The 26,661-nt window shown below is 38.7% G+C and carries 16 protein-coding genes and 2 pseudogenes; 10 read left to right on the top strand and 8 right to left on the bottom strand.

Going from position 1 to position 26,661, the window contains the following annotated elements; translation table 11 throughout:
* Window positions 1–15: 15 nt before the first annotated feature.
* From accB to DNK84_RS01060, 6 genes are all read right to left on the bottom strand, one after another.
* Entirely contained in the window at window positions 16–486 is a 471-nt protein-coding gene (accB, locus tag DNK84_RS01085; RefSeq protein ID WP_119342729.1) for an acetyl-CoA carboxylase biotin carboxyl carrier protein, read from the bottom strand.
* A 133-nt stretch (window positions 487–619) separates the two neighbouring features.
* Window positions 620–1,066: a type II 3-dehydroquinate dehydratase gene (gene aroQ, locus DNK84_RS01080; protein WP_119342728.1), complete on the bottom strand. Its 447-nt coding sequence runs from the start codon at window positions 1,064–1,066 to the stop codon at window positions 620–622.
* A 7-nt stretch (window positions 1,067–1,073) separates the two neighbouring features.
* Window positions 1,074–1,892, bottom strand: a complete 819-nt coding sequence (locus DNK84_RS01075) for a symmetrical bis(5'-nucleosyl)-tetraphosphatase (protein WP_119342727.1) — start codon at window positions 1,890–1,892, stop codon at window positions 1,074–1,076.
* Between the two features lies 1 nt (window position 1,893).
* Window positions 1,894–2,682: a 16S rRNA (adenine(1518)-N(6)/adenine(1519)-N(6))-dimethyltransferase RsmA gene (rsmA, locus tag DNK84_RS01070; RefSeq protein ID WP_235826790.1), complete on the bottom strand. Its 789-nt coding sequence runs from the start codon at window positions 2,680–2,682 to the stop codon at window positions 1,894–1,896.
* The gene (locus DNK84_RS01065; RefSeq protein WP_162902139.1) at window positions 2,679–4,085 is read right to left on the bottom strand and encodes a peptidylprolyl isomerase; all 1,407 of its coding nucleotides are present in this window, start codon (window positions 4,083–4,085) and stop codon (window positions 2,679–2,681) included. The genes rsmA and DNK84_RS01065 overlap by 4 nt, the downstream gene beginning before the upstream one ends.
* Before the next feature lie 90 nt (window positions 4,086–4,175).
* Window positions 4,176–6,794, bottom strand: a complete 2,619-nt coding sequence (locus tag DNK84_RS01060) for an LPS-assembly protein LptD (protein ID WP_119342725.1) — start codon at window positions 6,792–6,794, stop codon at window positions 4,176–4,178.
* A gap of 115 nt (window positions 6,795–6,909) precedes the next feature.
* Here DNK84_RS01060 and DNK84_RS01055 point away from each other — a divergent pair, with 115 nt between their 5' ends.
* The 4 genes from DNK84_RS01055 to DNK84_RS01040 all read left to right on the top strand — a co-directional run bounded on the left by DNK84_RS01055 (window position 6,910) and on the right by DNK84_RS01040 (window position 12,887).
* The gene (locus DNK84_RS01055) at window positions 6,910–7,929 is read left to right on the top strand and encodes an aminoglycoside phosphotransferase family protein (RefSeq protein ID WP_119342724.1); all 1,020 of its coding nucleotides are present in this window, start codon (window positions 6,910–6,912) and stop codon (window positions 7,927–7,929) included.
* A 473-nt stretch (window positions 7,930–8,402) separates the two neighbouring features.
* Window positions 8,403–11,885 (top strand): DNA polymerase III subunit alpha, encoded by a 3,483-nt coding sequence (dnaE, locus tag DNK84_RS01050; protein ID WP_235826789.1) that lies wholly within the window; start codon window positions 8,403–8,405, stop codon window positions 11,883–11,885.
* 213 nt (window positions 11,886–12,098) lie between these two features.
* Window positions 12,099–12,392, top strand: coding sequence for a hypothetical protein (locus tag DNK84_RS01045; RefSeq protein ID WP_119342723.1), 294 nt, complete (start codon window positions 12,099–12,101; stop codon window positions 12,390–12,392).
* 258 nt (window positions 12,393–12,650) lie between these two features.
* Window positions 12,651–12,887, top strand: coding sequence for a hypothetical protein (locus DNK84_RS01040; protein ID WP_119342722.1), 237 nt, complete (start codon window positions 12,651–12,653; stop codon window positions 12,885–12,887).
* A 178-nt stretch (window positions 12,888–13,065) separates the two neighbouring features.
* Here DNK84_RS01040 and DNK84_RS01035 read toward each other — a convergent pair whose 3' ends face one another.
* Window positions 13,066–16,335 (bottom strand): translocation/assembly module TamB domain-containing protein, encoded by a 3,270-nt coding sequence (locus DNK84_RS01035; RefSeq protein ID WP_119342721.1) that lies wholly within the window; start codon window positions 16,333–16,335, stop codon window positions 13,066–13,068.
* Complete coding sequence (locus DNK84_RS01030) at window positions 16,332–18,107, bottom strand: autotransporter assembly complex protein TamA (protein ID WP_208123224.1); 1,776 nt, start codon at window positions 18,105–18,107, stop codon at window positions 16,332–16,334. Before DNK84_RS01030 ends, DNK84_RS01035 begins: the two co-directional genes overlap by 4 nt.
* A gap of 254 nt (window positions 18,108–18,361) precedes the next feature.
* Here DNK84_RS01030 and DNK84_RS01025 point away from each other — a divergent pair, with 254 nt between their 5' ends.
* The 6 genes and pseudogenes from DNK84_RS01025 to DNK84_RS01005 all read left to right on the top strand — a co-directional run.
* Entirely contained in the window at window positions 18,362–19,873 is a 1,512-nt protein-coding gene (locus DNK84_RS01025; protein WP_119342719.1) for a DUF2235 domain-containing protein, read from the top strand.
* 177 nt (window positions 19,874–20,050) lie between these two features.
* Window positions 20,051–22,732, top strand: coding sequence for a pyruvate dehydrogenase (acetyl-transferring), homodimeric type (gene aceE / locus DNK84_RS01020; protein WP_119342718.1), 2,682 nt, complete (start codon window positions 20,051–20,053; stop codon window positions 22,730–22,732).
* 30 nt (window positions 22,733–22,762) lie between these two features.
* Window positions 22,763–22,976 (top strand): annotated as a pseudogene (locus tag DNK84_RS14965) (biotin/lipoyl-containing protein); the annotation flags it as partial.
* Window positions 22,976–24,382, top strand: a complete 1,407-nt coding sequence (gene aceF / locus DNK84_RS01015) for a dihydrolipoyllysine-residue acetyltransferase (RefSeq protein WP_407920602.1) — start codon at window positions 22,976–22,978, stop codon at window positions 24,380–24,382. The pseudogene DNK84_RS14965 and the gene aceF, both read left to right, overlap by 1 nt.
* A gap of 75 nt (window positions 24,383–24,457) precedes the next feature.
* Entirely contained in the window at window positions 24,458–25,873 is a 1,416-nt protein-coding gene (gene lpdA / locus DNK84_RS01010) for a dihydrolipoyl dehydrogenase (RefSeq protein ID WP_119342716.1), read from the top strand.
* Window positions 25,874–26,299: 426 nt separating this feature from the next.
* Window positions 26,300–26,661 (top strand): annotated as a pseudogene (locus DNK84_RS01005) (IS982 family transposase); the annotation flags it as partial.

The following is a 26,661-nucleotide window of genomic DNA, read 5'->3' as shown; positions in this document are numbered from 1 at the left end:
ACCACCTTTGGAATGTTAACCGATAATGAAAAGCGGCTGGTCATACTCAACTGGTGTACCATCTTCGGCAAGGATTTTTAAAATTGTTCCTGACTTTTCAGCCTCAATCTGGTTCATGATTTTCATGGCTTCAATAATGCAAAGTGTATCACCCGCTTTCACGGCTTGACCCTCTGTAACAAAAGCCGCAGCACCCGGTGAAGGGGACTGATAGAAAGTACCTACCATTGGTGATTTGACTTCATGGCCTTGCGGGAGTGATTCTGCTTCTTGTTGTGCTGCAGGCACTGGTACCTGATCGGCTGGCGCTGAAGGTGCTGGGGCTTGTTGTGGTGGTGTATGATAGACTTGCTGTGCTGCAGGCGCATTGGCATAAGCTTTATTGCCAGTAATACGAATAGATGTTTCACCTTCTTTAATTTCTATTTCATTAACGTTTGATTTTTCAATCAGTGCGATTAGTTTTTCAATTTGTTGAATATCCATTGCGTTACTATAACCTTATATTCTCGTTTTTAATTTCCATGCAATTCTTACTATAAAAAAAACCAAATGTCACGGTTTTGTTGTGTTTTATTATATTAAAATTGGTTTTATTGACATTGTGTTTTTATTCTGTTTATACGCAGTTATGCTGGCAATACTCAATACCTGCAAGCATTGCTAACTCATAACTCTTTGCGCCAAACCCCGAAATTATACCATAAGCTATATCTGAAAAATATGATGTCTGGCGAAAATGCTCACGTTTACTCGGGTTTGATAGATGTGTTTCAATAAATGGGATAGAGACTGCTAAAAGTGCATCTCGAATAGCAATACTGGTATGGGTGTAGGCTGCAGGGTTTATAATAATAAAATCGATGTGATCTTTATGCTGCTGCAGATAATCGATGATCTGTCCTTCATGGTTAGACTGAAAGAATAAACAGTCAATTTTCTTTTCGTATGCCATTGATTCTAGCTTCTTATTAATGCTGTCTAATGTTGCAGTGCCATATATGTCAGTTTCACGTAATCCCAACAAGTTTAAATTGGGTCCGTGAACCACAAGAATGCTTGCCATTGTGTTTTTACTCCTTTGATGTTGACTGAACGCGATGAAATGTTTTTGATTCTATACAGTAAGCGCTTAATTGTCGTCCCCAAACACATCCAGTGTCCGTTGCAATAATATGTGATTTATTTGTTTGTCCTCTAAGTGCAGCCCAGTGGCCAAAGATTAGCGTATATTTTTCTTTTAATTTTGGATTTGGAATATTAAACCAGGCATCCCATCCTTCAGGGATATTATCTAGACCACCTTTAAAGTCTAAATCTATTTTACCTTTTTTATTACAAATGCGCATACGGGTGAAATAATTTGCGATACAGCGCCAGCGGCTAATGCCCTGTAAGTTTTTATTCCATAAGCTTGGCTCATTACCAAAAAGGTGGGATAAAAAGAGTTTATAGCAGACATCTGTTTGCAAGACAAATTCCAGTTCTCTGGCACGTTTTTTCGCTTTTTTAACTGACCAGATTGGGGGAATGCCTGCGTGTGTGATGATATGGTTTTTATGCTGATATAAAAAACGTTGCTGGCGTAGCCAGTCAGCAAGCTCAAATTTATCTGGCGCATTTAATATCTCAGTTAATGCATCTTTTTTTCTAAGGGGCAAATAACCATAAATCACAGCCATGCAATATAAATCATGGTTGCCAAGCACGATTTTGGCAGATTTGCCCAAGCTTCTAATGAAATGCAGTGTTTCAAGCGATTTTGGCCCTCGATTAACAAGGTCTCCTACAAAAATAAGCTTATCTTGTCCTACTTGAAAATGAATTTTATCCAGCAGCATCATAAGCTCATCATAACAGCCTTGAACATCACCGATTACATAAGTTGACATATTACGACTCAAAGAAGTTGGTCAGTTGAACAAACTCACTCACACTTAAGCTTTCTGGGCGACGGCTTAAGTCAATAGGTGCATTTTGTAATTGTTGTGGGTCGCTAATCATGTTTTTAAGCGTATTTCTTAGCGTTTTCCTGCGCTGTTGAAAGGTTTGCTTCACCATAGATGAGAAAAGGGCATAATCGTTTGCAATATAGGGTTTTTTGTCATAAGGAATAAGCCTTAATATTCTTGAGGTGACTTTAGGTGCAGGGGTAAAAGCACTTGCTGGCACATCAAAAAGTCCTTGGCAATCAAAATGGTATTGCAGCATAATACTAAGCCTGCCATAGTTTTTATTACCAGGGCTGGCAACAATTCGATCAACAACTTCTTTTTGTAGCATAAAGTGCATGTCTTTAAATAAGTGACTAAAACCAATCAGGTGAAATAAGATGGGTGAGGAGATATTATAAGGAAGATTGCCAATCAACTTGATTTTCTTTTCTTGATAAAGCGTATTAAAATCAACCTTAAGTACATCTTTATGTATAATGTGTAAATCACCTTTATCCTGGCATTTTTCTTGTAAAAGCGGGATAACATCACGATCAAACTCAATCACAGTGAGTTGTTTTGTTATCGCCAGGATGTGTTGTGTTAGCGCACCAAGACCAGGGCCTATTTCAATTACCTGGTCATCGGGCTTTATCCTTGCTTTAGAAATAATATTGTGAATAATGTTTTGATCGTTGAGAAAATTTTGTCCTAAAGATTTTTTTGCTTTATGTTGCACTTTACTCACTTTGGTAGTTCCAGTTTTGGGTCAAGAATTTTAACATAGGCATTATCACGCAATGACATCATCCAGGTTTTCACAGCTTGCTGTGCGTTGTTTTGGAAAAGTGCATTAAGCGCTTGGGTTTTTTGAAATTCTTTGGTATTGTCTTTTTGGCGTTTTCCGGTGACTTCAATAATCTGCCAGCTATTACCGACTTTAAATGGTTGAGAGACTGTGTTTTGCTGGATATTTTTAATTTCTTGTGCAAGCTTGCCAGGTAAGCCATCTAAACTTACCCATCCCATGCTGCCACCTTGATCAGCATTGTCGTGATTGTCTGAGTTTGACTTTGCCAAATTTGCAAATGATTGTCCGTTTTTAATCGCATTAACAATACGCAGTAATTTTGCCTTTGCTTGTGAATCATCAATAATAGGTGTTGTATCAATCACAATTTGTCTGACTTTATATTGTTCAACAAAGTGCTTTGCGCTTTTTGGTATTTTTATATCAACAAGGCGGACGATTTGCACACCATTATTGGCGACAAACGGCGCAGAAATCTGGCCCTTTTTCATGTTTTCAACGGCTTTGGCATAGATGCCTGGTAACTGATCAAGTGTCTTCCAGCCAAGTAAGCCGCCACTTGAAGCATTAGTGCTTTTTGAGTATTTTTGCGCCGCCTCACTAAATGTCAGTTTGTTTGATTTGATTTCATCAATAATGTCTTTTGCTTTTTGAATGGCCGCTTTTTCAGTGCTCTGGTCAGTATCGCTACCCAAAGGCAATAGAATGTTCTGTACCTGATACTGAGTGTTTTTGTTGGTAAAGTGCTTGGCGATATATTTATCTATTTCTGCTGGGGGAATATAGATTTTCCCTGCAATAGCACGCTGTTGTAGTTTATTAATCATCAGTTGATCTTGCATGGTTTTAAAGTAGTCTTCAAAATCAAGTCCTGATGCCTTTAGTTTTTGCTTTAGACTATCCATAGTAATCCCATTTTGTGCAAGGATCTCATCAATAGTTGCATTAACTTCGCTAGCTGGAACACTAATTCCCTGGCGTTTTGCCATTTGAAGCGCAATAGTCTGGTTAATTAACTGCTGCAATACCTGGCGTTGTAATGTTAATGTGTCAGGCATTGATACATTTGGCTGCATTTGTATTTGTGCTTTGCTTTTAATTACTTCTGCATTAAGTTGATCTAGTGTGATTGGCTGATCATTAACAACCGCAACAATTTCATTGATCAGATGCTTGCCTTTTGGTGGCTGTGTATTTTGTGCTGCCGATGCTTGAGGTTTTTGCAGCAGTGATGGTGGTGTGTTTTGGTTTTGATTAGTGATTTCTGAAAAATTCAACGTTGCAAAAGCAAGACTTGAGGTCATACATAATGCTAAAGCAAGAGTTTTTTTAAAACGCATGAATAAGCTCATTGATTTGTTTAACTATAAGGCATTATATACGTACAGCATGCCATTTTACAGAATTTATTGCGTTGATTTACTGGTTGATTAATTAAAACCGGAATCAGGCGTGTAACCATTAATCATATCCAGTCGTTGGCCTAAAGAGCTTGCACTACTGCCACCTAAGCCTTTGAGTTCAAACTGGATAATATAAGCATTGTTAAGTGGGCCTGTGATCGTAGATGGATTGTTTGGATCACTTGAAGAATCGACATAGCGCTGTGCCAAAAAGCGAATTGCCCAGCTGCAGGCATCATATTGGATTCCTGCAAACATATTAATCGTGTGTCTGGTGTTAAATGCATAACTCCAAAGCCCTGCAACTGACCAGTGCGGGGACAGCTTCCATAAGGATGAAAAGGTGATTTGGGATAGATTATCCGGTAAATCACCTGCCTGGATTTGTGCTGGTGTCAGTGATGCATAGTTATTTTTGATATTCTGATAACCAATATTAAAAATATGCATGTTATCTGGTTTATATTGAATCTGATAACTTTGTGAGTCGACATTATTATTATTTGGGTTATAGGTTGCATCAGTCATCAGTGTCCAGTGGGGCAGAAACTGATAGTTAAAAAAGCCTGCGACATCAGAGAAATTAGCATCGTAAAAAGGAACTTGATTGCTGCTGCCTGTGCAGTTTTGATCGGTACCTGAGCAAAGTGAAACCTTTCTATCCGCAAAATAAGCGATTTGACCAATACCTGTGCTTAAAATATTTTGTCCTGTTTTTGCATCATTAATAGAAGTTTGCAGCGCATAGGATAGCTGATTGGCATTATTAATTCGATCAAAGCCTGTAAACATATTTGTCTGGAACAATGAGGCATAAGAGAAGTTACTCATCGAGGTATCAAACAGTGGGATATTGCTTTGGTTTTGATAAGGAATATAGGTATAAAATAGCCGTGGTTCTAAGGTTTGCGTGTAGGCATGATTGTTCCAGTTAAAGCTTCGGTCAAAATATAGCCCTGTATCCACATTGATGATTGGCAAGCTGCGAACGATATTTTGCTCTGGGTATTCATTCTGACTAAACTTACTTGCAGATGTTTGACTTCTGTTTTGCAAGGCATAGGCGGTTTCTGTCATTGTTAAGGAAGGCGTGAAAAATCCCCAGCTTTTTTGTATGGGAAAGCTTATTTCAGGTGCGCTATAAAGCCTTTGGCCTTGTACTTGTGATACCCCATCAAGGCTTGGTTTATAAAAATAAGTATACTGGTTTGCCCAGGCAAAATTCATATGAGACAGCACGCTTGGATAATTGGCGTTAAGGTTTATTTGTGGCATCATCCAGTAAGGTCTGTTAGCTAAATACATCGTATCATCGATGACATCATAAGCCTGAAGCGTTGTGTCAGCCTTCCAGTGTGGGTTGTTATAACTTACTTGGAACTCACGATTAAGTAGGGTTTGGGTAGAAAGCCCCATATCGTTGTTATCAAAGTCATTATAAAAGTCTTTATCGCCAATGTACTGGTAATTTAAAAGGCTTTGCCAGTTTCTGCCATAAGTGCCGGTATCCTGAATCGATAACGCTTTTCGCTCCATATTGTCTCGACGGTCATGTGGCATGTATTGTGCTTCAATATTACCTTGTTGTGTTTGTGTTAAAAAACGGAAATTTCCATCAAATAAAATACCGCGGTGATTATAAACAGTAGGCGTCAGCAGGAAGTCATAGTTTGGCGCTATGTTCCAGTAAAAAGGTGTTGAAAGGTAATAACCAGAATTGCTGTTATAGCCGATAATAGGGTACAAAAAGCCTGTTTTACGGCGGTTATCGATCGGGAAATTAAGATAAGGCCAGTAGAGAATTGGCATTCCTTTGACATAAAAAAGCATATTATAAACGCTTCCCAATCCTGATTGTCTATCAAGATCTAACGTTGTTGCCGATATTTGCCAATCATCATCATATGGACTTGAAGTTGCATAAGTTGCATCTTTTAGAACATAATTCGTTTTACTTTTTTGAATCACCTGGTCGGCATGACCATGCGCAAATCCTGTGAAATTTTTCTGCTGCTCTGTAGAAGCAGCTAACACATTTGTCATATCGCCACCGGGCTTCTCACGAACACGAATTAAATAGTAGGTGTCATCAAAAACGGCGGTATTATTGTTTATATTTGCCGTCCCTTTTTTACTTATGGCAAGCTGCCCTGGCTGGCTTAAATTAACATTGCCAGATAAATCAATTTTATCTACCTTCTGTGAATTGTCGGTCTTTTGCAATACCGCCTTATCTGCAGATAGATATTGATTGCCTTTTTTCACTTCTACCGTACCTTGGGCAATAATTGTCCCACTTTGGGAGTACTGACCTTGTTGTGCTTTTATGACAGGATCTTTACTTGGGTTTGGAATGATAGGGTATTGATAGTAATACCCACCACAAATATTATCTGGGTCGGCGGTAGGTACCCAGTTCAAGGCATCTGCAATGATTTGCGTTTTTTCTTTCGGAAGAATGTTCTTTTTAAATAGATCCTGTGTTTTATTACCAATTTCAAAGCATGACCACTGATTATCCTTAATGGTGCATTTCCATGATTTTTGTAGGGGGTTTTCTATTGTGATTTTACCAATGCTGACTCCTGGAATTGAGCAGATGATTACCAAAGGAAGCAGTCTTTTGTTAAAGTGTTTTTTTATCATGTCAGTCAGTAGCTTTTCGGTTTTGTTATGCGTTTAAGCTTGCAAGCTTTGCTTTAATCTCTATTGATCTACTGCTATTCTATCGTGTTGGCGGTATAATTCTAGGAAAAAGTTTATGGAGTCAAGATTTTTACAAATTGTTACCTGGTTAAAAAGCGAGTTTCCAGGGTTTAATGGCCAGCTGGTGCCACTGGTGCAAGATGCAAGTTTTCGACAGTATTATCGGGTGTATATTGATAATAAAAGCTATATTGTGATGGATGCACCGCCAAAAAAAGAAAAGCCTGACATTTTTTTTCGTCTGACACGATTGCTGCGTTTTTTTCAGCTAAACACGCCTGAATGTTATGCATATGAACAGCAGCTAGGTTTTTTACTGCTGGATGATTTTGGTGACCAGCAATTGTTTCATTATATTAGCCAGTCAAAAGATTTTAAGATATATGATCAAGTACTGGCATTGATCAGCTGTTTTTGGCAAATTGATCATTCACTTGTACCTGAGTACCAAGCCAGTAAACTGGCAAGTGAAATTGATTTAATGAAAAGCTGGTTTTTCCAGTGGCTCGGAATTGATGGTAATATTCTTCAGGATATTCTTCCAGGCTATCAATGGTGCAGACAATTATTAGTTAACAATGCAGTAAGCCAGCCATCTGTTTTTGTATATCGCGATTTTCATGCAAAGAATATTATGTGTCTGGGGCAGCAGTTTGGTTTAATTGATTTTCAGGATGCAGTCAGTGGGCCATTAACTTATGACTTGGTTTCAATTTTAAAAGACTGCTACATTGAGCTGCCTAAGCCTGTTATACAAAAGCATTTAATAGCCCAATACCATCAGGCTAAAAAAATGGCTATTATTGCTAATGATATTGAGTTTGAAGACTTTAAACGCTGGTTTGATTTGATGGGACTTCAGCGTCATATGAAGTGTCTGGGTATTTTCACAAGGCAGTATTTGCAAAATCATAATCAAAGTTATCTTGCCTATTTGCCTCAAGTAATGCGCTATATTGATGAAGTGTTAGAAGCATATGAGAGCTTATCTGAGTTTGCAATGTGCTGGCGGTTGGCGGTGAAACCAAAGTTTAAAACAAAGTATGCATCTATTGATTTGCCTTATTCACAATAGTTACGCACTTTGCTATTTTTGTATATCACCTCATCCGTCACAGCCGCTTGGCGGCTGTCCATGCAAGATTTGTTCCTTAGCAATAATGGTTGGGGCCGTATGCAAAGGCTGATCCAATTACAGAAAACCTAAAAGATAGCTTTTGGTTTTGGCCATTACTGTCTTAGTTACTTATGATTGCCACGTGGATCGCCGCCAAGCGACGATGACGTTGATGCACACTTCTAGTAACGGCTACGCTTGCCAAGCACGGATGGCAAAGTTTGCATATAACCCCAAGGATTAGTGGGAACTTATTGATTTTAAGTGTCATTGTTTTTGTAAAGCGTTTTCTTGCACAATAAATCCCTGAAAATGCGTAACTCCAGTTATTCATCTCATAGTACAAGATAGAATGACGCAGGTAAAAGCAATTATTTTATGATGTCTGGTTATATTTCACTTGAGCTGGTGTTAAACTATGGCCTTATAGAATGATGGGTAAAGAAAAGAATATGTCGATTCGTTTTGCGCATTTAAGCGTTCATAGTGAATACTCGCTGATGGATAGTATCGTGCGCCTAAAACCACTACTAAAATCGTGTTATCAGCGTGAGATTCCTGCGGTTGCTTTGACTGATATGTGTAATATGTTTGCGGCAATTAAGTTTTATAAATCAGCGCTTGCGCAAGGGGTCAAACCAATATTTGGCTGTGATCTCTTGGTCGATGTTAAAGAGAAACACTACCAGCTAACACTGCTTGCAAAAACAAACAAAGGGTATCAGTCAATTGTTCAGTTAATATCTAAAGGGTATCTTGAAGCCAAACGCTGGCATGGGATTCCTGCATTACCTAAAGATTGGCTTACAGAGGTTGATTTAAGTGAGGTTTTTATTTTAAGTGGTGCTTTGGCAGGTGAACTTGGCCATGCGCTTTTATCTGGTGAAATAAATACAGCGAAAAAAATAGCGCAAAGCTATATTGATTTATGTGGGCAGGGGAATTTCTTTATTGAACTGCAACGCATTGGTCTGGATAACGAAGAAGAATATATCACGCTTGCATCACAATTAGCAGCATCAGAACAGATTCCCCTTGTTGCTACCAATAACGTGCGTTTTCTTGATGCGGATGATTATGATGACCATGAAGTGCGCGTTGGTATTTATGAAGGTTATACGCTTTTAGATGAAACACGAAAAAGTCAGTATACCGCACAGCAGTATCTACGCTCAGCAGATGAAATGTGTCAGTTATTTGCAGATATCCCGGAAAGTCTTGATAATAGTGTGTATATTGCTGAGAACTGTAATGTGACTTTCACACTTGGTAACGCTGTTCTACCGAAGTTTGATATCCCTGATGGGATGACTGAAGAGGCCTATTTTTCCAAAGTGTCTTATGAGGGGTTAAATAAGCGATTTGATCTGTTACTTATGGGAAAATCAGATAAGGAACAGCAACAGATAAGGCAATCGTATCAAGCCCGTTTGCAAAAAGAAATTGATGTGATTTGCCAAATGGGTTTTCCTGGGTATTTTTTGATTGTTGCTGACTTTATTCAGTGGTCTAAAGATCATGATATTCCTGTGGGGCCTGGACGTGGTTCAGGGGCTGGATCATTGGTTGCCTATGCATTAGGTATTACCGATATTAACCCGATTCCTTATGGATTGCTTTTTGAGAGATTCTTGAATCCAGAGCGTGTTTCCATGCCAGATTTTGATATTGATTTTTGTATGGATGGTCGCGACCGGGTAATTGAATATGTGGCACAAAAATATGGAGATCAAAGTGTCTCACAAATTATCACATATGGCTCTATGGCAGCTAAAGCAGTCGTACGAGATGTCGGGCGTGTGTTAGGTCAGCCGTATGGGTTTGTTGATAAAATTGCCAAACTGATTCCAAATGACTTAGGCATTAAACTTGATGATGCAACTTGTGAAGGCACACCGCTTTATGCGTTTGCAAAAGAAGATGATACCGTTGCAGATATCTTGCAGACAGCAAAGAAATTAGAGGGGTTAACGCGCAGCGTTGGTAAACATGCCGCAGGTGTTGTGATTTCACCTTCTAAAGTCACAGATTTCTCCCCGGTATATTGTGAGGAAGGCTCAACACAGCTTGTGACACAATTTGATAAAAAAGATGTTGAGGAAGTTGGTCTGGTCAAGTTTGACTTTTTGGGTCTTAGGAATTTAACCATTATTAATAATGCGCTTAAGATTGTGAACAAACAGCGCATGCAAGAAGGCCAAAGTGAACTTGATATTGATTTGATTCCTATGGATGATCAAAAAACATTTGTATTACTGCAAAAAGCCGAGACAACGGGTGTTTTCCAGCTGGAATCAAGAGGGATGAAGGAGCTGATAAAGCGGCTAAGACCGGATTGTTTTGAGGATATTATCGCTTTGGTTGCCTTGTATCGGCCAGGGCCTTTGGGTTCAGGGATGGTGGATGATTTTGTTAATTGTAAGCATGGTCGTCAAAAGGTTGTTTTTCCACATCCAAGCCTTGAGGGGATACTCAAGGAGACTTATGGAACAATTTTATATCAAGAACAGGTAATGCAAATTGCTCAGGTTTTGGCAAATTATTCATTGGGGCAGGCTGATTTATTGCGCCGTGCAATGGGTAAGAAAATCCCTGAGGAGATGGCAAAACAGCGTGAGAGCTTTGAAAAAGGTGCTTCTGAGAATGGCATTGATGTGAAATTAGCAAGCTCAATTTTTGATTTAATGGAAGAGTTTGCCAAGTATGGTTTTAATAAATCACATTCGGCTGCTTATGCTTTGGTATCATATCAAACTGCCTATTTGAAGGCACATTACCCAGAAGCATTTATGGCGGCTGTTTTATCTTCGGATATGGATAATACCGATAAGGTCGTTAATTTTATTAACGAGTGTAAAAAAATTGGCGTTGTCTTGCTGTTGCCAGATATCAACACCAGTCAATATGATTTTACAGTGAATAAAGAAGCACAAATTGTTTATGGGCTTGGTGCCATTAAGGGTGTAGGGCATTCAGCAATTGATATGATTTTATTGGAAAGACAGCAAAATGGTGCGTTTCAAGACCTTTATGATTTTTGTGCACGTGTTGATTTACGTAAGGTGAATAAGCGTGTTTGTGAAGCACTTGTTTTCTCAGGTGCAATGGACGGGTTTAATCAGGAAAGAGAAAGCCTGATCGCGCAGCTGGATGATGCAATGAAATCAGCTGAACAGGTTGAGAAAATGCAAAACAGTGGCCAGATGGACTTATTTGGGTTCGGTGATAGTGTTGCGCATAAACCGGCACCATTGCCATTAGAAAGCATCCAGAAGTGGTCGAATAAGCAAAAACTTATTTATGAAAAATCTGTCTTGGGCTTATCTTTGTCTGGGCACTTGATTGATGAAGATCGTTTTTGGTTAAAAAAACTAAATATAACCCCTTTGAATCAAATTACACCCACCCGACGAAAGGAGTCAATTGTGCTTGCTGGGATTGTGGTATCAATCACTCAGCGCAAAACAAAATCAGGTAACTTAATGGGGGTGCTTCAGATTGATGATGGCAATGAGCGTTTAGAGCTGGTTGTTTTTAGTGAGTTATTTGATCGTGTTAAACCACTTTTAAAGGTTGATGAGACGATTATTGTTGAAGGTGAGGCAAGTATTGATGCTTATAATGATCAGTTGAGGATTAACGCATTAGAGATTCAAGCAATCCAGCAATATATCGACACACATATTAAAGGATTGTGTTTTAAACTACCATTGGAAAAAGCCTCAACAGTGTATCGGTTGTTATCAGATTGTACGCAAAAAAATCATAATGAAAAAACCATCAGGATTAAGTTTGAGATGCCTGGCTATGAGGTGGATCTATTAAGTGAAACTGTGCCATGCTCGATATACAAACTTGTTTCATTATGTCATGATGAGCCTGTAAAATCTTTTCATCTTTCTTTAATTCATTGATTACCGGTATACCTTTTCGTTATATATATAATTAATTTTATTTATTAGTAGATCTGTGCTTTCTGTGCCACAATATCTTTACCATTTAAAGCAAGTGCTGCATGATACACTTTGTGGCACATATACCACTCGCAAAAGACAAAGTAATAAAGGTTGTGAAAGGGTTTATGAGTGGTATGTTAGCTTTTAATCATACTGTGAAAAGGAGCGTATATGCCAAATCAATACAGTGATAATTTTGAAATCAATATGGCTAAAAAATATGGCAAGTCTGCCAATGAGGTTTTACAGGATTTTTATGAAAAGGGCATTTCTTATATTGAAGCATCAGATATGACAGGCTATAAAGTTTGGACAGTGAAGCGCTGGTGTCGACGTTATGGGATTTCTTTGGCAAAAAAAGACTACAAACACGCCGCAGGCCAATGTGATGTGTTAGCCAAAATTCATGAATCAAAAGTAAATAAATACAATATCTTTAGCCGTAAATGGGTTGTCTATCACTAAACCATAAGCAAATTGTCTATATGGTTAAAGCCAGGGGGCGGTGAAGCTATCTTCGAGCGTTTCTATTGCTAAATCTGTTTTATTTCCACTTGATCAAAAATACTTTCTCAATACAGTCAGCTTGTCCGAAGTGACCTTGCGGTATCGCTTTTAGCCTAAATATTCGTTATATTCTGTCTGTCTTATGACATGGTGCTGGATGTATTTAAGCATCTGGTAAATTTACATTAAAGATAAATGAATACTAGGAGAAAGAAGATGCCTAAAATAAACCGTAGTCAGCCAATTGACATCCCAAATAGCCGTGAAATACCAGTACCAGGTGCTGATGGTTACTTAGGAGATGGCCATTTTGTGGGTAGCCTTCCCTCAGAAAATCAAGGGGTTGATTGGCGTTTAGCGCAGGCTGATCCTGAGTTATATGAAGAGCAGATAAACGCTTTTTTTCATATGGAAATGTATGCAAATAACTCAGATCTAGCGCCTGAAAACTAATTATCAGGTAGAATACTATTGGCCTTATTATCTATAGGCTAGGCCTTATCATTTCTGCGCTAAAACGATATAGCGCATATTATTGTTGGCCTTAATGGTACCCCATAATTTATCGCATTAGGGTCAACAATAATGTGCAGCAAGAAATGTACAAAATGATTTACGATGGGTATAGACTTTAGTCGCTTGAATGTGTTTGATATAAGATATCTGCACCGCGATCAAAGCTTGTAATATCACCTTTAAGCTTCCAGTTTGGTGTTAAGGCAAAAGTAGCAATACCTTGCTGCTCTCCTGTAAATACACCGACACCATAGCTCAGATAAAGTCTTGGTGTCAGTTGCTTTCCAATAAATACAGCCGTGTTATTTTGTTGACTTGTTGTATTGGTCGTAGTCGTTTGAGTGCTATTTAGGCTGCCAAGAGAAAACTCTGTTAGTGCAAGTCTGTCTTTTAATTCATCGATAATACCACTGCCGCCTTCATTGATTGCTAAGAGTAAAGCAGCTTGTGATAAGGCGTCAGATGCGTTTTGTGAACTGCTGTCATCATCAAGCGTTCGACCAAATAAAATATATGAGAGAATGTCGGATTGCTTTAACATGGGTTTGGAAAAAAGGCGAATATTGGGATTATTTGCCGTGCCTGTAATTTCAATACCGATTTCATCGGGTGCATCTTGTTGTGTTAATTGCACTGAGCTTGGAATGTGATAGTAAGCCGTAATCGATAACAGTGGGTTACCAATGGGTGTGCTGTTAAACATAATCTTTGAGTCACTGCTAAGCGTGAAAGTTTTTCCATAAGCATTAAAAACGCCATCTTTTGGTATGATAATCCCAACGCCTAAAACAGGCTGGTTGGGCTTGCTTGTGATGTTAATACTACCTTTGATTTGTGTTTGAATACCAAGCCCTGATAAGTGCGCATTATCCCCAAGATCCACTTTAATATTAAGATCAAAAGGATTGGCTTCTTGCTTGTCTTCAAGAGGCTGGTTTGCCTTGTTGACATAGATAACATCATTTTGAATCGTATTCTGAAGATTAGTGCTTTTTAATGCTTGAAGGTTAACCATCAGTGCATCGATAAACAAATTCCCACTTAGCGACATGCTGCCATTTTTAGTGAAAACAAGATCTGGTGATAAGGTAAGTGAGCGCTCTGGTGTATTGATTAAGTTGAGTTTTTTGCCGTTTATAAATAGTTTTGTATTTACATGACCATTGATAAGCTCACTGGTTCCGGTGATGCTAAATGGCTGATTTTTAATCGCCCCAGATGCATTGATATTCATCTTAAGCGGCGGTGTGATATCGATAGAGGCTTTTAACTGATTAATTTCACTATTAAGCGGCAACAACGTTATTTCACCGTTTTTTAATAAAATATTGCCGCTTATTTCGGGTTGCATTAGTTTTTTACTAAAGTGAAGATTTGCCGTGATATCTCCTTTTGTGATTTTCGTTGGAAATTGTGGGAAAAAGCTGCTAAGCCAGGCAAGATTGCTCGCAAGTACATTAACTGATGCATTAATACGAGCATTGGTAAGATCTGCAAGTTCAACGTTTTGTATATCTGCCTTAGCATTCACTTTGTTTCCTGGGAAGCTTGCCTTTAATTTGGCATCGACTTTTTTGTCTTTTAAGCTGGCTTTAAATGATAAAGAAGAAATATCAAGTGCCTGTTGTATTGGGTTTGTAAGATTGAGTTTTGTGAAGATATTCGGTGTTATCTGAATGAGTTGACCACTGCCATGTATATTTAGACTTGCAATGGGTGTTTGGTTTGCAGCTTGATTAAAGTTTGCGTCAATTAAAAGCTTTAGATCACCTTCACGCAAAGGGCCTTCTGGGAAGAATTGACCAGGGGTTAAAAGCGCTTTTGCTTGAAACTGTGTGATGTTTGATGTGGCATTTGCATTTAGATCCACATAATCCCCAATAGCATTTGTTAAATGCAAATCATCTACTTGTACGCCATTTTCTTTTGTCAATGAAATCGCTGTTGGGGCTTTTAGTTGCCAAAGCTGATGGGAAAGCTTATCTTTAATCTGAAGTTTGGTCAGTTGCAGTACAATGCCTTGTAAAGATAAGCGCTTAAGATCACTTTGCAGATCAATATCGGCACTGGGTGCTTGTGCTTGAAGATCAAGCTTATTCTCATCTATAGATAAAGTAAGTGATGAAAGTGATAAGTTGTGCCCATAACGGATATCAGATAAATCAAAATCAAGCTTAAGTGATTGCGCTTGTTTTTGATCTACTTTAATTGCGCCATTTGTTTTAATACTGCCTTGCAGTGTTGATAGATAGCGCTTTAAATCCAAAATATGCGCTTGCCAGTTGGCAGATAAAATACCGTTTTTAAGCGAAAAGTCTGCACTTATTTTGTCATTATTATTTTCGTTGGTAACGATAAAAGGTGCAACCTCAATGCCATTATCACGCTGTGAGAGCATTAACTGGCAGTGTAGTTTTTGCTGATACATCAAAGCATCGCAAAAATGTGTGGTAAGTGTGAAGTGATTTTCTTTTGTGCTTATTGTGCCACCAATGTTCAGATGTGCAGGCAGATTTTGCTTCAGTGATTGCAATTGCATTTGCCAGTCGATCTTATCATGAAAGATAAAATCAGTTGTCAGCTTCAGTGTCTTAGGGATTTCTAATACAGTATTGATCTCACCAGGGTTAAAAGTGCTTTTTAGCTGGTAGAGGTGTGTCGTTTTGTTTTCAACTATTTTGCCTTGGCTTGTAATGAAAAACTGTTTGGCAAAGCTTCCGTAGATATGTGTTTGTGTGCTTTTAAGTGAATATTTTTGATAGGTTGCATTAAGCTGATTTAAAGTAAGATTTGTGTTAAATGGGTCATTTAAGTGAATATAACCGCTAAGGTTAAGGTTGCTTTGGTATTGAGGAATGTTAAGTGAGGTCTGATAAAGGGTTAGTTTATCGCCAATAATCGTAAGCTTTGTTATATGTGTTTTTTGTGCTTTAATGATTGGCTTGTTGTCCATAAGATAGCTGATATTCTGTACCTGTATGTTTTTGGCATAAAGGTTTAATGGCATCACAAAAGGCTCAGTAGAAGGCATGTTGGTCTTTTGCGTGTCAAGCTTTACGTTAACGCGAGCATTTTGAGCGATTAAGGTATTAACCGTAAGGTGCTGATTGAGTAAAAGATCCGTTAAAGACCAGTCAATGGTAATATCATCAATTTCAATATCAACGTCATCTTGTTTAATGATAAGCTTTTGAAGATGCAGGTTGGTTATTGTGCCAGAGATATCACCTGACAGGTAAACTCCTTGTTGATGTAATATGGCATTGGCAATGCGCTGACTGATTTTTAAGCCTTGGGTGGTAAATAGTAAAAAGCTTAGGATTGCTGCAATAAGCAGTAACAGAAAAGATATGATCACAGCAATACGTTTAGACCATTTCTTCATAACGTAATTCCTATGCTGATATCAGCGCGCCAATGCTCATCACCTGGGTTTAAGGTTCTGCTGAGAAAAAGCATAAATGGGCCAAGTGGCGTTTTATAGCTTAATCCAATACCAGCTGCTCTTAATATCTCAACATCACTAAAATCGATTTTATTTGATGCATTCCCCGTATTGTAATAAAGCATCATGCTGAAATTGCCATAGATGCGTTGCTCAACACCTGCAAACGCGGTTGCCAGGTATTTTCCGCCGGTAATATTCCCATTAATAGCAGGCCCTTGGCTTAGGTAGGGGTATCCAAGTAAATTTCCAATGCCACCGGCATAAAAGCGAAAGTTAGGCGCAATACTTTGGATATTACTTACATCCATTGCACCAAAGTTGCCATCAAGCACGATGCGATTGTATTCTTTCATCAAAGGAATGCTCAATGTTGCACTGGTTGCGTTTCTTACAAAATGTTGATCAGATAAGCTTTTTACCGCGGTTTGGAAGATGTTGTTGACCATCAAACCTGCTTTCCAAAAGCCATATTCACGCATATTATCAAATCGTAGTGAAAAGGTTGGCACAAAGTATTTGCCATATTCATCATTTGGCTGAGCGCTGGTATCGTAGTTCGTGAAATATTGCTGGATGCCAAAAGATAAGTGCCAATGCCCATATTTATGGGTGCGTGAAAAGCCAAAATTTGTCTGTCTTTCATTATACGTATCTGTTTGAATATAATCCTGTTGTGCGTTGATCTGCCAGTTATCATGCAATGGGTCTTTTCCTGGAATCGTATAAACAGTACTAAAGCTTGTGTTAGCGGGCGAAGCCTGTGTATTAAAGGAAAACTGCTGGCCTGAGTCTGTTACATGGCGAAATAATGTGCCAAAGCTGACCCTTGGGCCTGTGAAAGAGCCGTAACCCACACCAAAGCTGTACACTCGGGCGTATCCTGCTGTTAATTGTACATTGACCGGAACAAGGTAATTTGTCGTGTCTCTTTTTGAGATTTGCGGCACAATCTGTGCGCCGCTGAAATAGCCGCTGTCCTGTAGTCGCTTATTTGCCTGAGTGATTTTATGTTGCGTAAAAAGATCATTTTCATTTAGCCTGATCAAGCGGTTGATAAGGTTTTCATCATAATTAAATCGTTTTTGATTGATTGTGATTTTTCCAATGCGATAACGAGATCCTGTGTCAAGTGTTAAAATCACTTGTGCATGATAGCTGTTAAGGTCAATGCGAATTTGATGCGCAATGAGTTGCGCGTCTAAAAAGCCTTCATCAAATGCTGTATTTGTTAGCGCTGTCTTAGCTTTTTCATAAGCTTGTTGTGTTAAAACATTGCCTTGTTTAAGTGGAAAATTATCCAGAAGATCTTGGAATGATTTAAGTGACTTTCCAGCGCCTTTGATTTCAATTTGCAGTTGATTGATTTTAAGCGGTTGATTCAATTGAATATTAAAAGTAACAAGCCATTGGTTGTTCGCTTGTGTTAATTTTGTATCAATATCAGGCTGATAATAACCATAAGGCTGAAGTAAGGTGATTATCTCGCTTTTGCTTTTTTGCATGAGAATCGGGATTTGATTAGGATGTTCACTGGCGTAATCTTTAAAGCGTGAAATGGTGAGGTTGCTTGAAAGCTCTTTTTGCAGAGATTTGTCTTTGATGCCATTTATCTGAATAATTAATGATGATTTACTTGTTTGTGCATAAGCACACCATACCATTGACAGGGTAAGCATAAATGCAACCAGAACCTGTACAATAACGCTCAAGCGGGATATTGCAAAATATTGCACTATAAACAAGCCAGAATTTTTTATTGCTCTTAGTGAAAATTATATACTGTCAGCTATTTATTTGACAGTGAATATGGCTAGAAAATGGGACCAATATAATTTTTCTAATTGGCAAATAATGGGTGTTTTTTGTTGTTTTTTTTCACAATTTTGTTTTTTTGTTAACCTGTTGGTGGTACTATAGAGACACTCTTTGTAGATGATTTTAAACCATATAATGGATATAGGGTATGAAGCGTTGTTATATTTTTTTTGATGGGACCGGCAGCAATATTAACTCGCAACAAGAACAAAAAATTGGCAGGGATATTATTGCAGAGCTTTTTATACACTGCCAGGCTGAAGATATAAAGCCCTTAGGTTTGAATTTATTAAATATTAATGCATTGCCCGCGCAGAGAAATGAACTTGCTGGCATGAGTGATGTTAAGGCATATTTTCCAGGGCCTGGTGCAGAGAGCTGTCAGTGGGAAGGGTATACATATAAAACACCAGGGGGCGGGGATAAAAAAATATTTTCAGAAGACATCTGGTCATTAAATACAATTAATCAACTATTTGGGAATGGGTGGCTGTATAATATTCACTGTGCATTTCAGCTGGTGCAATTTCTGAATGATGAAGACAATGATACTGTTTTTTATATTCTAGGTTATTCTCGTGGTGCAATTACAGCAATTTCGCTTGCTGCACGGATGGCTGGTGCTAATATCTCTGTTGCTTATCTTGCTCTTGTTGACCCTGTTGCTGGTGGGACGGTAGGGAGTGTTGAGAAATTTAACCTTGAGGCATATCAAGGTAATAGAATTTTGCCCTATAAAATTAATTCCAATGTGGCGTTATGCGATATTTTTTATGCATGTACTGAAAGAAGAGCTGAGTTTTCTCCACAGCTACCAGTGAAATATATCAGGAAAGATCTGCAAAGCAAGCCACTTTTAATTGACGATCAGGTAAACTGTTACCTGCACTTTATCAATGGCGATCATAAACAAATTGCTTATGTGGAAAGGCGCCATGAAAAAAGAATCTGCCAAGCAGCCATAGACGTCTGTAATATTATTGCTTCAAGAAAAGTTTTTGATCAGTCTCCATACTTATTCGCGCTGTCAAGGCAGCGTGATGAATATTATGAGCCAGATCCAGTCAGTAAATCTCTCACTTATTTACCAAGAACAATTAGTAGGTTATGGCGTTATTCAGGAGGAAGCTACTACTCTTCAAAGTATAGAGCAAACTATGTCCATGATCTTGAAATTTTGGATAGGATACAAAGACAAAGTGCTTTTCCTATAGCTAAAAATGTAAAAAATAGCGATCTTATTGCGCTGGTTGATAATATTATGCCAACAGGGTGGTATTCAAAAACGCCTTTTCGTACTGATCGGAAATCAAAATGGCTAAAGCAGATAAAAGCAGATATTTGCTTTGATGCTCAGGAAGATCCAGAAATTATAGACTCTTATGCGTTTAGTAGGCATTACTTGATGAGGATTATTACGGTTGCATTGGTAGTAAGAGGGGGAAATCCTATAACAAGGACAGGGAGGAATTTACTTAATTTGATCAATGGTGGTGCAAGATATAACAAATTTAAAAAAATAATTAAGTGTGAGCTTTATATCTCAAATAAGCATATTGCTTATCATGACCTTTTAACTTTTACCAATACCGATCTTTCTGTGCTTGCAGATAAGGATGCAAAAGAAACGCTTTATAATGGTCGAATGCTTGCAAGGTGATGATATGCATATCAAAAGCATATAGCGTAAAAGTGCTAATACTCCTATATTTTCGTTGCTTGAGCGTTTATAATTGTGCCAAATTAAAATACCTCTATTTGTTGTTATTGTTTTAATAAGCATGGCTTTATAACAGTACAAAGTATCAGAGGCAGTGAAAATTTATGGGAGGCAATTGTGTCTGAATTTCTTCAAGATATTGATGTGACAGAAACCAACGAGTGGCTGGAAGCATTTGGTGATGTTATTGAGCGTGAAGGCAAGGATCGCGCGGTATTCTTAATGAATCAACTATTAAATAAAGCCGGTGAAATTGGGCTGTCAAATGCCTATGGTTCACCAAAACAAGTCACTTTTGCCAACACGATTTCAGTCAGTGAGCAGCCAGAATATCCAGGTGATTTGGAAATCGAAAGAAAAATTGAGAATTTAAACCGTTGGAATGCCGCTGTAATGGTCGCTAAAGCCAATAAAAAAGATGGCACATTAGGTGGTCATATTGGTTCAGGTGCATCAATCATGACCTTATATGAAGTAGGGTTTAACCATTTTTTTCAGGCACCAAGTAAAGACCAGGCTGGTGATTTGGTTTTTTATCAAGGCCACACAACACCGGTTATTTATGCACGATCTTATTTGGAAGGACGTTTAAGCCAAGAGCAGTTAAGTAATTTCCGCCAACAGGCATTTAAAGGTGATAAAGGTTTGTCTTCCTATCCACATCCTTATCTACAGCCAGATTATTGGCAATTTCCAACCGTTTCCATGGGACTTGGGCCATTACAAGCCATTTATCAGGCGCGTTTTATGAAATATTTGCACGCGCGCAAACTTGCTGATACGGCTAACCGTAAAGTCTGGGCTTTTTGTGGTGATGGTGAAATGGATGAGCCAGAGTCATTAGGTGCGATTAATCGTGCTGCACGTGAGGGCTTGGATAATTTAATCTTTGTGATCAATTGCAACCTTCAACGTCTTGATGGCTTGGTTGATGGTAATGGCAAGGTTGTAGAAGAATTTGCCCAAATCTTTGAAGGTGCTGGTTGGAATGTAATTAAGGTACTTTGGGGAAGCAACTGGGAGCCTTTATTTGCACAGGATAAAAATGGCAAACTACAAAAACGTTTGGCAGCACTTAATGACGGACAAATGCAATTTGCCAGTGCGCATGGTGGTGAAGATTTGCGTAAGATCCTTTTTGGTGGTGATCCTGATTTAGAGGCGATGGCGGCAGATTATACCGATGAAGATTTACAAAATTTAATGCGTGGTGGGCACGATCCGGTAAAAGTCTATGCGGCTTATCAGCGTGCAACCAATAATGATACAGGTAAACCCACGCTTATTTTGCCAATGACAGTGAAAGGCTATGGTCTTGGTGAGTGGGGAGAATCAAAAAATATTGCGCACAATGTCAAAAAATTAGATACAAAGGCTTTAACCTATATTCGTGATCGTTTTAATGTGCCGGCATCAGATGCGCAGATTGAAAATATGGACTTTCTAAAGTTTGAAAAGGGATCCAAAGAGGATAAATATCTGCATAAAAAGCGCCAAGATTTAGGGGGATATGCGCCAGCGCGTTTTGAAAATAATGACGCTTTACCAATTCCAGATTATAAAGATTTCGGTAAGTTGTTTTTAGAAACAAGCGGTGATCGCGAGTTCTCAACAACGACTGCTTTTGTGCGTATGTTTGTTAATTTAACACGACAAAAGGATCTTAAAGATCACTTGGTGCCTGTAACTGTAGATGAATCACGTACTTTTGGTATGGAAGGGTTGTTTCGTCAGTTAGGGATTTATAATCCACGTGGCCAGCAGTATACACCTGAAGATAAAAAACAGGTAATGTATTATAAGGAGTCTGTCGATGGGCAGATTATTCAAGATGGTATTAATGAGGCCGGTGGTTTTTGTTCATGGCTTGCTGCGGCAACCTCCTACAGTGTGCATCGTATACCAATGATTCCGTTTTATATTTATTATTCTATGTTTGGTTTTCAACGTATTGGTGATTTGGCCTGGGCAGCGGGGGACTCACATGCAAAGGGATTTTTATTAGGTGGCACAGCAGGTAGAACGACGCTAAATGGCGAAGGGCTTCAGCACGAAGATGGCCATAGTCATATTCAAGCTGGGCTTATTCCAAGTTGTATTTCTTATGACCCAACCTATGCTTACGAGCTGGCTGTTATTTTAGGTGATGGCATGCATCGGATGTATGTTAAAGGTGAGGAAGTCTTTTATTATATTACATTGATGAATGAAAATTATCCGCATGGTGCGATGCCAGAAGGGGTGAAAGAAGATATCATCAAAGGATTATATTTATTAAAATCAGCGAAAAAACCCGCGACTAAAAAACATGTTCAGTTAATGGGCTCAGGCACGATTTTACGTGAAGTTGAGGCTGCGGCTGAGTTGTTAGAAAAAGACTTCGGTGTTACCTGTGATATTTGGAGTATGACAAGTGCCAACGAGCTTTATCGTGATGGGCGAAAAGTGGCGCGTTATAACATGCTAAACCCTGGCAAAAAACCTCAAGAAAGCCATATTGAAAAATGTTTAAAAGGGCATCATGGACCTGTGGTTGCATCAACCGATTATATTAAGCTTTATACTGAGCAATTGCGTGAGTTTATGCCACAAAACTATACGGCACTTGGCACAGATGGTTATGGGCGATCTGATTCGCGTGAAAATTTAAGAAGCTTTTTTGAGGTGGATCGTTATTATGTTGCCATAGCTGCATTAAATGGCTTATTAAAAGAGGGCGCCATCAACCTTGATGTTGTGGAAAAAGCAATGGAAAAGTATGGTATTGATGCAAATAAAAATGATCCTGCATACCATTAAGCAAACGAGCATAAAAGAGGAAAGTAGACAATGGCATTAGAACAAGTCAAAGTTCCAGATATCGGTGATTATAAGGATGTTGATGTAATTGAAGTCAACGTTAAAGTCGGCGATAAAATACAAGAAGAGGATTCGTTAATTACCTTGGAAACGGATAAAGCCTCAATGGAAGTGCCAGCGCCTTTTGCTGGTGTTGTCAAAGAAATTATGGTTAAAGAGGGTGATAAGGTTTCTGAAGGCGCGGTGATTTTAAGCGTTGAAACGGATCAAAAAAATAAGGCTGATCAGCCTGATGAAGGCGAAAAGTCAGGTAAAGATGCGTTACAAGATAAATCAAAGCAGGATGAATCAGAACAAGATGAGGCATCTGGTCGTACAACAATCGATGTTACCGTGCCGGATATTGGTGATTATAAAGAGGTTGATGTGATTGAAGTCAACGTCAGCGTTGGAGATGAAATAAAAGAAGAAGACTCATTGGCAACGCTTGAGACTGACAAAGCCTCGATGGAAATCCCATCACCTGCATCTGGAAAGGTTGTTGATATCAAGATTAATGTCGGCGATAAAGTATCAGAAGGTGATTTGGTTTTGGTATTAGAAGCCAAAGATGCCAAGTCATCAGCACAAAATCAATCATCAACAAAAGCCTCAACGGATGAAAAGCCATCAGTAGAAAAAACACAATCACAACAAGCGCCACAAACACAAAAAATTGCTGCTGATGAAATCGATAACAGTAAAGCTCCTGCCTCTCCTGCAGTTCGTCGTTTAGCGCGCATACTTGGCGTTGATTTGTCACGCGTTACACCAACAGGCAGAAAAGGGCGCATCACCAAAGAAGATTGTGAGGCCTATATTAAAAACGCGGTAACAAAAGTGCAAACAGGGCAAGTTAGTTCAGGTGCTGGTTTGGAATTATTACCTGATCCACAAGTTGACTTTGCTAAATTTGGTGAGATTGAAGTTGAAGCGTTATCACGCATTAATAAATTAAGTGCAAAAAACCTTGCACGTAACTGGGTGAAAATTCCACATGTTACGTTTTATGATGATGCAGATATTACGGATCTGGAAGATTTTAGGAAAGCAAAAAAAGCAGCAGCCGAGAAAATGGGCATTAAAATTACCCCGCTTTCTTTCTTAATTAAGGCAGCAGCAACGGCACTTCAAGCGTATCCGCGCTTTAACAGCTCGTTAAGTACAGATGGTGAGTCTTTGGTGATGAAAAAGTATTACCATATCGGTTTTGCAACAGATACACCAAAAGGGCTTATGGTTCCAGTTGTTAAAGATGCTGATAAAAAAGGTATTTTAGAGATCTCTAAAGAGATAATGGCGTTGGCGAAAAAAGCGCGTGAAGGCAAATTAAAGCCGGATGATATGAAAGGTGCAACTTTTACCATTTCAAGTTTAGGTATCTTGGGAACCACAGCATTTACACCAATTATTAATATGCCTGAAGTGGCAATTATGGGTGTATCAAAAGCTGCAATCAAGCCTGTGTGGGATGGCCAAAATTTTGTGCCAAGAACGATGTTACCATTATCATTATCTACAGATCATCGGGTGATTGATGGCGCATTAGCGGCACAATTTTTAACTAAATATTGTGCAATATTATCAGACTTGCGCGAGATATTGCTGTAAGTTGTTGTGCAAAAAAATACAAGTCAGCGTGCTGATATGTTATGATCAGCCACAAAGCAAAAAGAGGATAGAAAAGTGAGTGACATTCAGACTGAAGTCGTTGTACTAGGTAGTGGCCCTGGCGGATACAGTGCGGCATTTCGCGCTGCAGATTTGGGTAAAAAAGTTGTTTTAATTGAGCGTTATGAGAACATTGGTGGGGTTTGCCTGAATGTAGGTTGTATCCCATCTAAAGCACTTTTGCATGTGGCTAAAGTCATTGATGAAGCGCGCCATTTGCAAAAAGATGGCCTGGTTGCGTTTGATAATTTTTCTTATGACAAAGAAAAGATTTTGGATTATAAAGATAAAATTGTTAAGCAATTAACAATGGGCTTAAAAGGCATGGCCAAACAACGTAAAGTAGAAATCGTTGAAGGCTTTGGTAAGTTCACCTCAAAAAATGAAATTGCAGTTGAAACTAAAGATGGTGTTAAAACAGTTGGTTTTGAACAGGCAATTATTGCGGTGGGCTCTCACTCTATTAAGCTGCCATTTATTCCGGATGACCCAAGAATTATCGATTCAACCGGTGCTTTAGAAATGAAAGAAGTGCCTAAGAAAATGCTTGTGATCGGTGGTGGTATTATTGGTCTTGAAATGGCGCAAGTCTATAGTGAGCTTGGCTCAGAGATTACGGTGGTTGAGTTTATGGATCAATTAATGGGTGCTGCTGATAAAGATATCGTGAAACCATATGAGAAAATGGTTGCCAAAAAAGGCTATGATATTCGCTTGAAAACGAAGGTAACTAATGTTGAGGCGAAAAAAGATGGTCTTTATGTGACAATGGAAGGTGATAAGGCAACAGACAAACCAGAAAAATTTGATCGTATTTTATTGGCTGTAGGGCGTGCACCAAATGGTAAGCTTATTGATGCAGAAAAGGCGGGTGTTAAAGTTGATGAAAAAGGCTTTATCCCAGTTGATAAACAGCTTCGCACCAATGTTGATAACATCTTTGCAATCGGTGATGTCATCGGCCAGCCAATGCTTGCACACAAGGCTGTTCCAGAAGGGCGTGTCGCTGCTGAAGTCATTGCAGGGCATAAACATTACTTTGAGCCAAAATGTATACCAGCAGTTGCTTATACAGACCCTGAAGTTGCTTGGACAGGGGTTACTGAAAAGGAAGCCAAAGAAAAAGGCATTAAATATGAAAAAGGCGTGTTCCCATGGGCGGCAAGTGGCCGTTCATTGAGTATTGGCCGCAATGAAGGCATGACGAAGGTTTTATATGATGAAAACCATATTATTATCGGTGCAGGTATCGTTGGGCCAAATGCAGGTGAATTAATTGCAGAGGCCTCACTTGCCATTGAAATGGGTTGTGATGCAGAAGATGTCTCATTAACCATTCATCCGCACCCAACGCTATCAGAAACATTGGCATTAGCCACAGAAGTCTATGAAGGTACGGCTACGGATATTTACGCGCCGAAGAAGAAATAAAATCTAAATAAAACAGCGGCTCTGTCTGTTTGTGTGAGATCCAACTCCCGCTTCCAAATGAAAATTAATGGTTTCTCAAGTTAATTTTAACCTTTTACATATCGAATAATTATATTACCTTTTAATTATCGTTATAGACTCTTCATGCAAACACAAGATTGCTCATTGATCAATATACGTGTTGAATCAAAAGAAACGGTTACCAAGGTTCTGATTTTCAATGACCTCATTGCATCAAAATATAAGTTACCATTCTTATTGGTTCTAAAGCATACAAATTGCTTTAGAATAATGAATTTAACATAACGTGAGTTCGATATAAAAGATTAAAAAGCATGCATAAATATACTGTGATGAGGTTGAAATTTTTTTCTCCAAAAGGTATTTCTGGAGCTGAAAACAAAAAAACCAACCTCATGGAGTATTATGCTAGAACTTATCTTTTGTTTTGTCGATGATTTTTGCAAAGAATTTATGCCAGCCTGGCAACAAAACTTAATTGAAACACAGCAGCGTAAGCGCTACCGTAAAACAACTATGAGCGACAGCGAAGTGATGACAATTATGATATTATTCCACCAAAGTCACTATCGCAATTTCAAGCATTTTTATCTGGATCATGTTTGTGTACATATGAAAGACAGCTTCCCTAACACAGTCAGCTACAACCGCTTTGTTGAGCTACAGAAGTCTATGCTTGTTCCCTTGTGTTTTATGATGCATCTTCTTCAAGGTGAAAAACAGGTATTTATTTTATTGATTCCACACCCATTAAAGTCTGTCATATA

The organism is Facilibium subflavum, assembly GCF_003574485.1.
Classification (GTDB): Bacteria; Pseudomonadota; Gammaproteobacteria; order Francisellales; family Francisellaceae; genus Facilibium; species Facilibium subflavum.
Note: the sequence above shows the minus strand (reverse complement) of the source record. Positions and strands in the feature narration are given on the sequence as shown.